The organism is Streptomyces sp. NPDC059853, from assembly GCF_042731495.1.
GTDB lineage: Bacteria > Actinomycetota > Actinomycetes > Streptomycetales > Streptomycetaceae > Streptomyces.
In genome coordinates, this window is sequence record NZ_JBHWJL010000122.1 from 1 (window position 1) to 14108 (window position 14108).

8 protein-coding genes and 1 pseudogene are annotated in these 14108 nt (G+C 70.9%); 4 read left to right on the plus strand and 5 right to left on the minus strand.

The window, feature by feature from the left end; genetic code table 11:
• Positions 1 to 438, minus strand: a 438-nt coding sequence (locus tag ACFV5N_RS15180; RefSeq protein WP_385599089.1) for an amino acid permease, incomplete at its 3' end; no start/stop codon positions are given.
• A gap of 290 nt (positions 439 to 728) precedes the next feature.
• Here ACFV5N_RS15180 and ACFV5N_RS15185 point away from each other — a divergent pair.
• On the plus strand, positions 729 to 2582 hold the full coding sequence (locus ACFV5N_RS15185; RefSeq protein ID WP_385599092.1) for a hypothetical protein: 1854 nt from the start codon (positions 729 to 731) through the stop codon (positions 2580 to 2582).
• A gap of 411 nt (positions 2583 to 2993) precedes the next feature.
• Here ACFV5N_RS15185 and ACFV5N_RS15190 read toward each other — a convergent pair whose 3' ends face one another.
• The gene (locus ACFV5N_RS15190) at positions 2994 to 6167 is read right to left on the minus strand and encodes a tetratricopeptide repeat protein (protein WP_385599094.1); all 3174 of its coding nucleotides are present in this window, start codon (positions 6165 to 6167) and stop codon (positions 2994 to 2996) included.
• 226 nt (positions 6168 to 6393) lie between these two features.
• Between ACFV5N_RS15190 and ACFV5N_RS15195 the strand changes: the two genes are divergently transcribed.
• Complete coding sequence (locus tag ACFV5N_RS15195) at positions 6394 to 8796, plus strand: tetratricopeptide repeat protein (protein ID WP_385599097.1); 2403 nt, start codon at positions 6394 to 6396, stop codon at positions 8794 to 8796.
• Positions 8797 to 8826: 30 nt separating this feature from the next.
• Here the strand turns inward: ACFV5N_RS15195 and ACFV5N_RS15200 are convergent, their stop codons facing one another.
• Both ACFV5N_RS15200 and ACFV5N_RS15205 read right to left on the minus strand, forming a co-directional pair.
• Positions 8827 to 9441, minus strand: coding sequence for a hypothetical protein (locus tag ACFV5N_RS15200; protein ID WP_385599099.1), 615 nt, complete (start codon positions 9439 to 9441; stop codon positions 8827 to 8829).
• Complete coding sequence (locus ACFV5N_RS15205; RefSeq protein ID WP_385599101.1) at positions 9438 to 10598, minus strand: hypothetical protein; 1161 nt, start codon at positions 10596 to 10598, stop codon at positions 9438 to 9440. The genes ACFV5N_RS15200 and ACFV5N_RS15205 overlap by 4 nt, the downstream gene beginning before the upstream one ends.
• 336 nt (positions 10599 to 10934) lie before the next feature.
• Between ACFV5N_RS15205 and ACFV5N_RS15210 the strand changes: the two genes are divergently transcribed.
• Positions 10935 to 11417: a VOC family protein gene (locus tag ACFV5N_RS15210; protein ID WP_385599104.1), complete on the plus strand. Its 483-nt coding sequence runs from the start codon at positions 10935 to 10937 to the stop codon at positions 11415 to 11417.
• 96 nt (positions 11418 to 11513) lie between these two features.
• Here the strand turns inward: ACFV5N_RS15210 and ACFV5N_RS15215 are convergent.
• A pseudogene (locus ACFV5N_RS15215) lies at positions 11514 to 12545 on the minus strand (glycoside hydrolase family 43 protein); the annotation flags it as partial.
• 210 nt (positions 12546 to 12755) lie between these two features.
• Here ACFV5N_RS15215 and ACFV5N_RS15220 point away from each other — a divergent pair.
• The coding region (locus ACFV5N_RS15220) for a PepSY-associated TM helix domain-containing protein (RefSeq protein ID WP_385599106.1) at positions 12756 to 14108 on the plus strand (1353 nt) is incomplete at its 3' end.

Here is a 14108-nt window from a genome sequence, read left to right on the forward strand (position 1 = left end):
CCACTGCGGGATGTCGGTGAACAAGCCCCAGTAGTGCGTGTACAGGGCGACCGCCGTGATGTCCACGATGCCGGTGGTGGACCAGTTCAGGAAGTACATCCAGCCGGCGACGTAGGCGCCCTTCTCGCCGAGGAATTCCCGGGCGTAGGACACGAAGGCACCCGAGGACGGCCGGTACAGCACGAGTTCGCCCAGCGCCCGCACCACCAGGAAGGCGAACAGTCCGCACACCGCGTAGGCGACCGCCAGGGAGGGCCCGGCGTCGGCGAGCCGCCCGCCGGCGCCGAGGAAGAGGCCGGTGCCGATGGCCCCGCCGATCGCGATCATGGTGATGTGCCGGGGCGCCAGCGTCTTGCTGTACCCCTCGTCCCCGGCGTCGGCGACCGGCGCGGCCCGGCCGGTGCGCAGCCCGACCTCCACCTCCTGCCCGTCGCTCACGCCGGACACCCGCGGCCGAAGGGCGCGTCCTGCGGCGCGGACCGCCGGGCGTCCCGGATCGCCCCGATCACCTCGCGGAGGGCCGGATCGCGGGCCGCCCGGGCACCCGGGGGAGGAGCGTGCGCCGCGCGGGCCACGCGTCCGCGCGCGAGGGGGCGCCGGCTGTCCTGCTGACTGACGGATTCACGGATTGGATCTTGTGACAATCCGACAGAACTGTCAAGAAACCGGGCGCACCGCCTCACCCGTGCCGGACGGACCGGCCCCCCGCCGGGGCGGATAATGCTCCGGTGAATGGAGACGGTCCCATACCGCTGTCGGCGCAGGACATACCCGAAGGGGCGCGCCCCTGGCGCCTGGAGGACGGCGAACGGTGGCGCGCCGTCGAAACCGCCCGCTGGGCGCGGCCCCTGTGGGCGGTCCTCGCCCTGCTGGCCACGGCGATCCACGCCACCGCCACCGTGCCCGGGACGGTGTGCACCGACGCCGCGCCCTGCGGGCCCGAATGGTGGGGCTTCGCCCTGTTCGGCGCCGGACTGCTGCTGCTCCACCTCCTCTTCCTGTACCCGGGCGCCGCGCTGCTGCTGCTCGCCCCGGTGCTCGCCCTGGTCCTGCTGGAGCCCGGGGCCCTCGGCGACGCGGACGCCACCGCCCGGCTCGCGGTGGTCCTGGCCGGGCTGTTCGCCGCCGCCGGGCTCCAGCACCGGCGCGAGGTGAGCCGCCGGCAGGCCGCCCTGGCCACCGAGGCGGCCGGTGGCGTACGGCACCGGGCCCCGCTGGACCCGCACACCTCGCCCGGCGGCCGGATCGCCCTCGCCGTCGCCGCCTTCCTCCTCCTGGTGGCCGGCGCCGCCCTGTGGCAGGCGCTGGCCGGGATCGACCGGGACGAGGCCCGCGCCGCCCGCGCCACCGCGTACCCGGCGCAGGTCACCGCCCGGGGCGAGGACTCCCTCACCGTCACACTGCCCGGCGGGGAGAGCCGCACCGTGTCCGTGGCCTACCCCGAGGACTACGCCGAGGGCGCCACGATCGGTGTGCTGGTGGACGGCGACTGGGCCCGCACCGTCGCCGAGCCCTACGACCCGTTCGGCTGGCAGCTCGTCATCCTGCTCACCGCCCTGCCCGGCGCCGCCGCGCTGCTGCACCGCGCCGCCACCCGCCGCCGTACCGCCGCCCTGCTGACCGGGCCCCAGCCGGTGCTGCGGGTCCTGGCCGCCGAGGGCCGCGACGACAGCCGCACCTACGTCTTCGCCTTCGACGACCGCACCGCGTCCCGGCCGCTGCTCAGCTTCTACGGCTGGCCGGAAGCGGCCCCCGAGGACGCCGACCCGGAGGCCATGGCCGAGGAGATGCGCGAGGCGCTGCGCGGCGGGGACGACACCTGGGTGCTGCGCGACGCCGTCCTGTACGGGGCACCGGGCGCCGGCTCCGGACTCGCCGTCGTGATGGCCGGCACCCGCACCCTCACCGTCGAACGCGCGCTCACCGGCGTCCGCCCCGAACGCGGCCCCGCCGTACCCCGCCCCCGCCGCACCGGGACCACCCGGCGCCGCAGCGGCGCACCCGGCCGGGCCACCCACCGCGCCCCCGCCCCCGCCGAGACGGCCGCCACCCTCACCCCCGTCCAGGAACCACGGCGCTGGTCGGCCGGCGGCGTCTCCCGCGCGGTGGGCGTCTTCCTGCTCCTCTTCAACGCGGGCTGCCTCTGGCTCCTGCTGCACGACGGCGCCGGCCTCAACTGGTTCCTGCTGCTCGGCCTGCCCAGCGCCGTGAACATGACGGTGTGCGCGCTGAGCTGGCGCGTCACCGCCGACGCCCACGGCCTGTGGGTCACCGGCCCCTGGCGGGTGCACCGCATCGCCTGGGACGACCTGACCGCCGTCCGCGCCGACGGCGACGCGCTGCGCTTCTCGGCGAAGGGCCGGCCCGCCGTCAACCTCCCCATCACCGGCTTCCGCGCCCTCGAACACCGCCTGCACGGCACCTCCGGCGCCGAACGCGCACGGAACGAGATCCGCGCCCTGCACGAGTACCCCACCCTGCGCCCGCCCCGCGACGCCTCCGCACGGGAACAGGGCTTCGCCCTCGGCCCGGTGATCGCCGTCCTCATCGCGGCCTGGTCGGCGCTCGTCCTTCTGCTGTGAGACACCACCGGGAGCCGTTCCGCGCACACATGGTGTTCACGCCTGCGCTACCGCCGGAAGACCAGGGAATCCGCTGGTTCCGGGAAAGACATAGGGGATGCAGTCCCCCGCTGTCAGAATCGGCGCTTCAGCCGTGGCCAGTTGCTCGGTAATGAGTCGCGACATGATGTCGGCCCAGAGCGGAATGTCGGGTGCTGAAGCAAGGATCCAGGCGGATATGGCCACAGTGCGCTGTTCTCCAGAAAAAGGGCAGATGTAATCGTTCGGGCACCTGTCAATCTCGTTGAGTGCCCCTATCCCGGAGTCAAGCACACCGTGCCTGGAAGATCCAACTCGCGTTATCAACGGGGGAGTTGGTCCGCCAACCGTGACGACGTGGCCAGCGTCGGCGGTCGAATCGATACAACAACTTCAGATGTCTTGTCGCCCCGGGCGGAGTACCGGCGGGGAGAGGGGGACTTTGAGTCGGGCGGCGATGGCCTCCGCCTCTCCGCGCAGAGCGACAGCCTCCTCGGACAGGCCGAGCTTCTGCTGCAGGAAACTGAGGGAAGCCAGTGTTTCGGCTTCCTCCGAGGGAGACTGAATGCGCCTCGCCAGATTGAGGCTCGCATCCAAATGCTGTGCCGCGTCCACATAGTTGTCGGTGCGGCACTCCGCCTCTCCGAGTCCTCGCAGTGCTCGTACCTCTTCGTTCGCGGCGTCGATCTCGCGTGCCAGGTCGAGGGCCGATGTGTGATAGGCCAAGGACTCCTCGGCCCGGCCGGACAGCTGCAGGCAGTACCCCAGTCCGTTCAGTGAGATGCTTTCTCGTCTCCTGTCGCCGGCGTCCCGGTGGACGGACAGTGCCTCGTGATACAGGGTGATCGCACGATCGATCGCCCCGATTTTCTGCAGAACCCCGGCGAGATTCATCTGGAGCGTGGCATATTCACCGCGGCTTCCGATGGTGAGGGCCATTTCTGCCGCCTCTTCGTACGTTCTCTGGGCCTTGTGAAAATGCCCCAGCTTCTCCTGGAGCGCAGCGATGTTGTTGAGAGTCCGGTACTGCCCTCTTCGGTCCTGTGCTTCCCGGAACTTGGAGAGCGCGTCGATGAACACGGCGAGGGCGTCCTGGTATTCGTCGAGATTGAGGAGAAAAATGCCCATCGTATTGAGAATTCTTGCCTGCTGGAAGCTGTGTGGAGTCCCGGAGCGCAGAACCATGGCGCGGCGCATCAGGGCGAGGGATTTCCGGTCGTTGCCCGTGTAGTGAGCGGCCAGGGCGAGCTGATGAAGCGCTTCGCTCTGCACATCCGATTCCGATTGGCGCTCGGCCGTTCGGAGAGCCTCTTCCGCCGCGGCGCTTGCCTCGGTGTAATCCCCCCTCCGGGTGCTCACGATGCTGAGGTCGAGCAGCGCACGCGATGTGGCCCCTGGATCGGCGCCTCCCCGCCAATGCGCGACGGCCCGTCGCAGATGGGGCTGCGCCAGCGCCAGATAGCCCTCGGTGTCCAGGAATCCCGTCAGGACATGGGACAGAAGCGCCGCTGTCCGGCTGTCCCCCCGGTTCTCCACGTACTCCAGAATGGCGAGCAGGTTGGGTGCCTCGGTGACGAACCATTGACCGTGTCCCGAGTCTCCGAGCCACGTCTGGGCCAGATGCAGCAGGGAAGGGCTCAACGACAGGCCGAGGTCGATGCGTGCACGGTAGGGGTAGGCGCCACGGTCGGCGAGGTCAGCGGTGTACAGGTAGAACTCCACCAGTCGTTGCACGATCTCCTCGGCCGCCTCGGCCTCCGGTTCCTCCGCCGAGAGAGCACGCGCGTAGTCCCGCAGGAGGTCATGGAGCCGGAACCGGTGCGAGGACGTCTCCTGGAGCAGATGAACGTCCAGCAGTTCCTCCAGGGCGCGTTCCGTTTCGTCCAGTGTTGTGCCGGTGAGGGCGGCTACCGCGTGCGGCCCGAACTCCGCACCGATGTGGAGGCCCAGGCGCCGGAAGGTCATCCGGAGCAGCGGAGAGAGCGCCCGATAGGAGACATCGAACACCCGTCTCACCTCGCTGGAGCCGCTGCGGATTTCCTGGAGCCGGTTGCTGTCGTTCATCAGGCGGACCGCGAGATCACGGGCGCTCCACGCCGGGCGGGAGAGCAGGCGGCTCGCCGCGATCTCTATGGCGAGTGGAAGGTACCCGCACAGGGCGACGATCTCCTCGGCCATCCTCTTGTTGACGAAGCGCCGGGTGCCGAGCCGCTGCTGGAAGAGGTCGACGGCCTCGGCCGGCGGGAGGGCGTCCAGGGAGATCGGGTGAACACCGGGAATGCTCGTCAGACGACGGCGGCTGGTGATGATGACCAGGGTCGGGGACGCGCCGGGCAGCAGAGGGTGCACCTGCTCCGGGCCGACCGCGTTGTCCAGGATGATCAGTGCGCGGCGGCCGCTCATGGTGGTGCGCCAGACTGCGACCAACTGCTCGTGGTCCTGGGGAATCCGATGAGCCGGGACGCCCATGAGGCGGAGGAGTTCGGTGAGGGCCGTGTCCGGATGCATGGGTGTCTCGGTGGCGGAGTGGGCGCGCAGATCGATGAGGAGGCGTCCGTCGGGGAACCGTTCCCGCAGCCGATGCGCGGCATGGACGGCGAGAGCTGTCTTGCCCACGCCGGCCATGCCGTCGATGGCCTCGAGGGCGATGGCCGAGGGCGGATCCTCATGGTCCTGCCCGAGGCCGCGCAGGAGCCGGCGCAACGGCCCGGAGCGGCCCACCAGCGCGACGTCACGGGGCAGGTTGTCCGGTGCCGACGCGGGTGCGGGGGCGGCGGTGACCGTGTTCTCCGCGGCCCCGAGCATCAACAGTTCCGCCACCGGTACCCGGTCGACCATGCCTTGCCGGATCCGCCGCAAGGGCTCGCCGATCTCCGTGCCCAGCTCCCGGATCAGATGGTGCCGGATCCGCTGCAGGACACGGTGTGCTTCCGGGAGACGTCCGCACCCGTAGAGCGCCAGCAGCAGGTGCTGCGCGAGGATCTCGTCGTCCGGGCGCCGTTCGGCCCACGGGGACACGGCCGACACCGTCTCCGCGAACCGTCCCATGTGGAGCAGCACATGAGCGCGCAGCGTGGTCGCCGCCACCAGCTTCTCCGTCAGAACCTCGCGGATGCCGGCCGCCCAGGTGCCGGGGAGCCCGGCGAGTGGGTCACCGCGCCACAGCCGTTCGGCCTCGTCCAGAGTCGCCAGTGCATCGGGGAAACCACCCCGGCCGGAGAGGTCTTCTGCTTGTTTGGTCAGGCTGAGATATCTGTGGACGTCGATCGCTTCCGGGATGGCATCGAGCCGGTACGCGTGTGTCCTGACGTACAGCTGAGGTGCGTGCTCCCCAGCCGTTTTCGTCATGGCGCGCCGGATACGTGAAATGTACGTGTGCAAGCTGGTCCGTGGCTTGGACGGAGGATCGTCCCAGACGCGCTGGATCATGGTTTCCATGCTGACCGACCGGCCCGAGTCCCAGGCCAGGGCGGCGAGTGTGAGGGCTTCTTTGGGGGAGCCCGGGGAACTTTTCCGGTCGCCCGAGCAGATCTCGATATTCCCCAGTACGCGTATCCGGAAGCTCACCCGTATCCTCCCGTCCGTATGAACTTATTGTTGTGCTGAGCATGGCATATGCTCAACTATTCGACCTACGGGGTGTTTTGGCTGAGGCCGAAAGGCGACCATGCGTCGATCAAGAGATCAAGCCATGGGAAGGTGGGTAGTTCTTCTCGTCGACAGAGCGCACGGGGCTGCGCTGTACCGTTCCCGTGTCCGAAGGACGCCGAGCAGTGGGGGGTAGAAGAATCGCATGGCGGACGACGCACGCGTACAGGCACTTATATCGGCCATGGTCACGGTGCACTCCGATTCCGAGCCGGAGCGGGGAAAAAGAATCCGCAAGATCATTGAATCCGCCGCGGCGACCGTTCCCGGGCTGGCCGAGGCATGGGTTGTCGCGAGGGCGCAGGGCGGACCCGACGAGGTCAGACGCTGTGCCGAACTGCTCCTGCGCGGTGCCGGAGAACGGGCCGACCTGCGAGCGACGCTGGAGACGTGGTACCGCGAGTACGGCGGGGGTGAGTCCTCCGGGCCGCTCCAGGCGCAGGAGGCCCCGGCCCAGAGCAATGTGGTGGACGGTTACGCACGGCTCACCGGATCAGTCATCCAGGCAGGGCACGTCCACGGCGGGGTGCATCTGCATCACCATGAAGCGCGGCATCACCCGGTTCCTCGCCAGCTCCCCTCCGTCTCCGCCCACTTCGTGGGCAGAGCCCGAGACCTGGCCCAGCTCAACGCGTACCGGGACTCCCACCCACGGTTCACGCCGCAGCTCGTCGTCCTGAGCGGCCAGGCGGGTGTGGGCAAGACAACCCTGGCCTCCCATTGGCTGAGGGGAATAGCGGATCAGTTCCCGGACGGACAGCTCTATGTCGACCTGGGCGGCTACGGCGCCGGCAGCCCTGCTCAGCTGAGTCATGTGGTCGAACAGTTCCTGCGCTCGTTGGGCGCGACGGCCGTGCCCGCGCGCACCGACGAGAAGGTCGCCCTGTGGCGATCGCTTACGGCCGACATCACCGTCGCTGTGCTCCTGGACAACGCGTTCACCGCCGCCCAGGTACGCCCTCTGGTGCCCAGCAATCCGGACAGCCTGGTCGTCGTCACCAGCCGCAGGCACCTGGCGGCACTGACGATGGAGGGTGCGGTGTTGCACCAGGTCGGCGTGCTCGACTCCGCGGAGTCGGTGCAGTTGCTGAGCCGGGGAGGAGGCGGCAGCCGCGTGGCGGGAGAACTGGAGGCGGCCAGAGAGGTGGTGAGCCTGTGTGCCTTCCTGCCGCTGGCGGTGTCACTCGCCGCGGCCCAGCTGGCAGCCCGGCCACAGCGGTCGGTCGCTGCCCTGGCCGCCAGTCTCTCGCGTGGTCAGGGGCCCCTCGATACGCTCCGGATGGAGGGCGAGGCGGCGGTGCGGGTGGCACTGGACCAGTCGTACGGGGCGCTGCCCGCCGAGGTGGTGCGGGCCTACGACTGCATGGGCGTTCTTCCCGTGGCCCGGTTCAGCACCGAGATGGTCGCGGCCTGCTGTGCCGTCTCCCGCGACGAGGCGGAACAGATGCTCAACACCATGGTCGAGGCGAGTCTGCTCGAAGAGGACGCCTCGACCGGGCAGTACCGGTTCCACGACCTCGTGCGACTGCACGCGAAGCAGCGTGCCGAGGCCGGGGACGCCGCCCGGAACGGGACGACGATGCGGCGCTTCGTGGATTGGTGTCTGTTCACGGCCACACAGGCCGAGGAACTGCTCTCCCCGAGCCACCGGTCTCTGGCCCGCGACTACACGTATCCACCGACCACCCCCGTCCCCTTTCAGGAGGAGGAGGGAGCATTGACGTGGCTGGATACCCATCGCACCACCCTGATGGCCGCTGTCCGTCACAGTGAGTCCGTCCACTGGGACGACGCCTGCTGGCAACTGGTGGACGCGATGTGGCCGCTGTTCCTGCGGCTGCGCCCCGCGGACATGTGGGTGGAAGCCCACACGATGGGGTTGGCGGCGGCCCAGCGGGCGGGTGACAGACAAGCACAGGGCCGCATGCTGACCTCCGGGGGAAACGGGTGGCGCAACGCTCACCGGCCCGACGAGGCCATCTCCTGGTATCGGCGCGCACTGGCGCACGCGAGGGAGGACGGTGACGTCCGCCAGGAGGCCCAGGCACAGATCGGCCTGGGCAATGCGTACCTGCTGCTGGGGCACCTCGACCGGGCCGGGGAGAGCCTTCATGCCGCGCTGGCCATCAGGGAGTCGATCGGCTACCGCCGGGGCGCTGCCCTGGCCCGGATCTCTCTGGGGGAACTGGACCTCGCCCGCGACCGGCCGGCCGCCGCGAGCCGGCATCTCCGGCGTGCCCACCGCGACCTGACAGCCGCCGGGGACACCTACGACGCGGCACGCGCACTGGCGCTCCTCGGCCGGGCCCGGGCGGCCGACGGGGAAACGGACGCGGGCGTGGACCTGCTCCGGCAGGCGCACCGGAATTTCCAGGAGGCGGGCTCACCGCACTGGCAGGCCCGCACCCTGGAAATGATCGGCCAGGTGATGCAGCGGCAGAACGATCCTGACGCGGCGCGGCGGTGGTACGAGGAGGCACGCGTGCTCTACAGCCGATTGAGTCCGCGGGACGCGGAACGCCTGGAAGGCCGGCTCGAGGACCTGTGAACCGTGGCCGGCCTTCCGGACGCGCGAAACTCACCCGCTGGTCATCCGCAGGGTCGCCCGCGCGGCGGGCAGGACCAGACGAGCCTCGTGCAGGTCACGCGGTGACTGGCGGGTGGCCAGCCACGCGTGCACATAGGAAGCGACCGCGGGCCATGGGTGGGAAGGGCGGCCTCCCTCACCTTCCGGGACCACCGTCAGCCGCAGGCGTCCGGGCGTCCCCATCAGGCACCCGCCGGAGCCCCGCAGGGGAACCGCGGCCAGCAGGCACCCGGGGTGGTCGGCGAGCATCCGCGCCAGGTGACGCTCTGCGGTCTCCTCGGGCACCGCGACGGAAGTCGTCAGCACATCCGCGTACTCGGCCCAGCGGGCGGTCTCCCGGACGTGCGCGTCCAGCCGCAGATGTACGTCCCACAGCCACGGCGGCGCTCCTCCTGCTGGCGGGGCCGGCGCGGGGGATCCGTGCCCCGGCGTACCCGCCTGAGGCGGGCCGGAGAACACGGCCCCGGCCCGGAACCCCGTCCGGCCGACGACTCCGACGGAGACGGCCGTCCGGGCTGCCGGGCGGGCGACGAGCCCGGCACCGCCGGGCCCCGGGGCCAAGGCCACGGACACCATGGCGTCCGGCGGAAGAGCAGACAGGTTCATACCGCCACATCCCTCCGCGTCCCGGACCAGTGGCCCAGCCGGGAGGGCATGACCGGAGGCTCGGAAGCCGGCACCACGGCCGGCTCTCCCAGGCCGAGACGGCGGTACACCAGGGCTCGCATGCGCCGGTTGAACCGGCCGGGCTCGGAGGTGAGGAGATCCGCCACCTTCCGGTAGGCCCGCACATCCCGTTGCTCCGCCGCGTACCGCAGTTGGTCCCGGAGAGGATGCGCCGGCGACAGTGCCGGGACCGTGCGCGCCAGCAGCGCCGCCGGTGAGTCGGGCGAGACCTCGTCGTCCGGATAGCTGGCCAGGAGGATCGCGGCGTTGGTCAGCGTGCCGTACACCGTGAGAGAGCCGTGGTCACCGATGATCCAGTCGGACGCGGTGAGCAGAGGACGCCAGTCCGCCTCGGGAGGGATCAGCGAGACGCCGTGCTCCCTGAACCGCATCGTCCAGGCGCGCATCTGCCATCGTCCGTGGCCTGCCCAGACATTGGGATGGACGAGAACCGCCGTCCGGAAGGAACGGCGGGGAAGTTCGCTGACCAGTCGGGGCAACAGGGCACCCCAACGCCCGAAGGACGACGACTTCCCCCAGGTCGAGGTGATGAGAACGAGGCGCTGTCCCTCCCGCAGCCCCAGGGCACGGCGGTAGGCGGCGCGGCGGGACAGGCCCGCGGTGAGCAAGTCGTAGTCCGGATCACCGACGACCGAGGCGATCGGCAGCGCCTGGGGGCACGACGAGGCCAGCGCACGGAGGTCGGCGCTGTGCGCGAGCGCGAGTGCGGCGGGAACGACCCGCCCGTCCCGCATCAGATACTCGCGGGAGAGCATTCCAGCCGTGCGGCCTTCCGCGCCGTTCGTCCTTTCGGCCTCCCTGATGAGCTTGATGTGCCCTGCCCCGTGCGACATGCGGACGACCGGCGCCTTGATCCGGTCCATCCCGCGGGACCCCGCGGCCAGCGCCAGATCGAACCGGGTGCGCACCGCCTCCTTCCACGGGATCACCGTGATGCCCATCCCGTGCAGATACGGGAGGACACCGTCACCGAACGCATGAGGCGCCACGGTGAAGACGACCTGGATCCGCAGATCTGATTCCAGCAGTGACAGAACATGGCGCAGGCGCTGCGCGTACGTCAGCGTGTGCACCACAACGAGAACGGTCTTGCAGCCGGGCACCGTGAGCCACTGACCACGTTGAACCAGCGCAGGTGCTGTCGACCTGCCCCCACCGGACATCGCTACCCCCTGAATGACGTGTGCGTGTCTCTCGCCCAGGAGGCATGCCCCGGGCCGGGTGAGGCTTTCTTGCAGAACCCTTGCAACCCTTGGGGCCGGCCGTTTCGTGCCCGCTTCCGCGCTGTACCCGACGAGTGGAAGAACGGCATCCCCGCGAGCGGTCCCGCGCGTCGCGATGAGTTCCGGTCCCCGTGGTGGTCAACCCTGTGAAGGGCTGACCACCACACCGGCACGGAAGGGCACGCGTACATGGAGCGGCAGAAGATCACCACCTGTCTGTGGTTCGAGAACCGGAGCGAGGAGGCCGTGCGGTTCTACCTCTCGGTCTTCGGCGGCGACGCCCGGATCCTGGAGGAGACCCGGTACACCGAGGCCGGGCCGGGGGAGCCCGGGGCGATGCTGACCCAGACCTTCGAGATCGCCGGGCAGCAGTTCATCGCCCTCAACGGCGGCCCGCACGAGACGTTCAACGACGCCGTCTCGCTCTCCGTGGACTGCGCCGACCAGGCCGAGGTCGACCGGCTGTGGGCCGCGCTGTCCGAGGGCGGTGAGGAGCGCGAGTGCGGCTGGCTCAAGGACCGGTACGGGGTGTCGTGGCAGATCGCGCCCCGGGAACTGTCGGACATGGTCGCCGACCCCGACCCGGCGGCGGTGGACCGCGTCATGCGGGCCATGTTCACCATGAAGAAGCTCGACCTCCAGGCACTGCGCGACGCCTACGCCGGCCGGTAGGGGCGCCCGGTCCCTCCTTCCGGCCCGGGGGGCGGAAGGACGGACCGGCGGGCGGCGGCCCCAATCCGGCTCGCGGGGCGCGGGCTACCGGCCGGCCAGCCGGTCGTACTCCGCCCGCGTCACCGGCAGGACGGTGCCGTGGCGCGGCGAGGCGGGCAGCCGGTACCCGGTCACCGGGGTCCAGGCGCCGGAGGCGAGATCGGTGGTCTCGAACGGCACGTAGCCGCGCCCGCCGAACTCGTCGATGAACAGGTACCACTTCTCCTCGGTGTTGGACTTGACGACGGTGGGCCCCTCGCCGTGGGCCAGCGCCGGGCTGCCGATGCAGTCGGCCACGAAGTCCCAGGATGTGGCGCGCAGTTCCATGGACCGCTCGGCCACGATGAACTTGCCGCACGGGTGCGTGCCGCTCGCGTCCCGCTCGTCCTTCGTGAAGCGGTAGTAGACGCCGTCGTGCGCCACGACCGTCGAGTCGATCACCGAGTACCCCGGGTCGCTCCACACCCGCGGCTCGCTGAAGCTCACGAAGTCCCGCGTGGTGGCGTACAGCATCCGGTGGTGGGTGTCCCCGGTGTGGTCCGGGTCGTCCGCCGCGTACAGCTTCGACGCCCAGAACACCACGAACTCGCCCCGCGCCTCGTCCCAGTAGGCCTCCGGCGCCCAGGTGTTGCCCGCCGCGGCGGGCGCCACCCGCACGGCGCGCTGCTCCGACCAGGTCACCAGGTCGGTGGACTCCCACACCATGATGTCCAGGCTGCCGTGCCGCTGCGCCCGGTCCCAGTCGCCGTTGCCGTGGATGCGCAGATCGGTGGCGATGAGGAAGAACCGGCCGTCGCGCGGGTCGCGGATGAGGAACGGGTCGCGTACGCCGCGCTCGCCGAGGACGGAGGTGAGCACCGGCCGGCCGCCGTTCAGCTCGCGCCAGCGCAGCGGGTCGTTGCCCTCGCTGAGCGCCATCCGGACCTGCTCGCCGTCCGCCGCGCCCTCGCCCGTGAAGTACACGAACACATAGCCCGCGTAGTCCGCGCGCGGCTGCGGCCCGGCCCGCTCCGTTCCTCCGGCCGGTCCGGTGAACACCCCTGCCAGCAACGCCATCACTCCGATCAGTACGCCCGCCGTGCGCCGCATGTGCCCACCTCTCCGTCGAGATGTTGACGTCAACGCCAGCCGCTGAGCAGTATGCCGCGCCCCGCCGTGCGGTCAATGCCGGGCGGACGGCGCGGGGTGGCGGCCCGCCTCGCGCGTCCCGGGTGTGCCACATGTCACAGGCGTACGGCGGAACTCCGCCCCGCCGGCACCCGACTGGTTGGCTGTCCGCCCCGCACCGAGGAGTTCTGGATGGCCGCCGAACCCGAGTCCGCCGCCGTGTCCCCGCCGCCCGCCCCCGCCCGCCGCGGCTGGCCGGCCCTGCGCCCCCTGGTGCTGCGACTGCACTTCTACGCCGGGGTGTTCATCGCCCCGTTCCTGCTGGTGGCGGCGTTCTCCGGGCTGTTGTACGCCGCGTCCTTCCAGGCGGAGAAGATCGTGTACGCGCAGGAGCTGCGGGTCCCGGCGGGGGAGCGGGAACTCCCGCTGCGCGACCAGATAGCCGCCGCCCGCGCCGCCCACCCCGAGGGCGAACTCAGCGCGGTGCGCCCCTCCCCGGAGCCCGGCGCCACCACCCGGGTGCTGCTCGCCGGGGTGGACGGCGTCGACCCCGAGCACACCCTGGCGGTGTTCGTGGACCCGTACACCGCCGAGGTACGCGGCTCCCTGGAGCAGTACGGCTCCACCGGCGCGCTGCCGCTGCGTACCTGGATCGACAAGCTCCACCGCGATCTGCACCTCGGCCAGCCGGGCCGGCTGTACAGCGAACTGGCCGCCAGCTGGCTGTGGGTGATCGCGGCCGGCGGGCTGGTGCTGTGGTTCACCCGCCGCCGCGCGCAGCGCACGGTGCGCGGCACCACGGGGCGGCGCCGGGCGCTGGGACTGCACGGCACGGTCGGCGCCTGGGTCGCGGTGGGCCTGATCTTCGTGTCGGCGACCGGGCTGACCTGGTCCACCTACGCCGGGCGGAACGTCACCGAACTGCGCACGTCCCTGGGCCAGCTGACGCCGGAGGTGGACGCCGGGGCGGCGGTGGCCGGTGAGCACGCCGAGCACGGCGGGCACGCCGGCCACGGCGCGGAGGGCGGCGACGGGGCGGGCCACGTGCACGACCACGGCGTGGACGGGTCGACGCCCGGCGGCATCGACCTGGACCTCGCGCTCGCGGCGGCGCGCTCGGAGGGGCTGACGAACCCGGTGGAGATCCTGCCCCCGGCCGACGCCTCGTCGGCGTACGTGGTGCGGCAGATCCAGCGCAGCTGGCCGGAGAAGCAGGACGCGGTGGCCGTCGACCCGTCCAGCGGGGTGGTGACGGACGTGGTGCGGTTCGAGGACTTCCCGGTGCTGGCGAAGCTGTCGCGGTGGGGCATCGATCTGCACACCGGGATCCTGTTCGGGCTGCCCAATCAGATCCTGCTGGGCTCGCTGGCGCTGTCGCTGATGTTCCTCATCGTGTGGGGGTACCGGCTGTGGTGGCTGCGCGGACGCGGCTCGGCCTTCGGCCGCCCGCTGCCGCGCGGGGCGTGGCGGGCGGTGCCGCTGCCGCTCGGGCTGCCGCTGCTGGCGGTGGTCGCGCTGGCGGGCTGGTTCGTTCCGCTGCTGGGC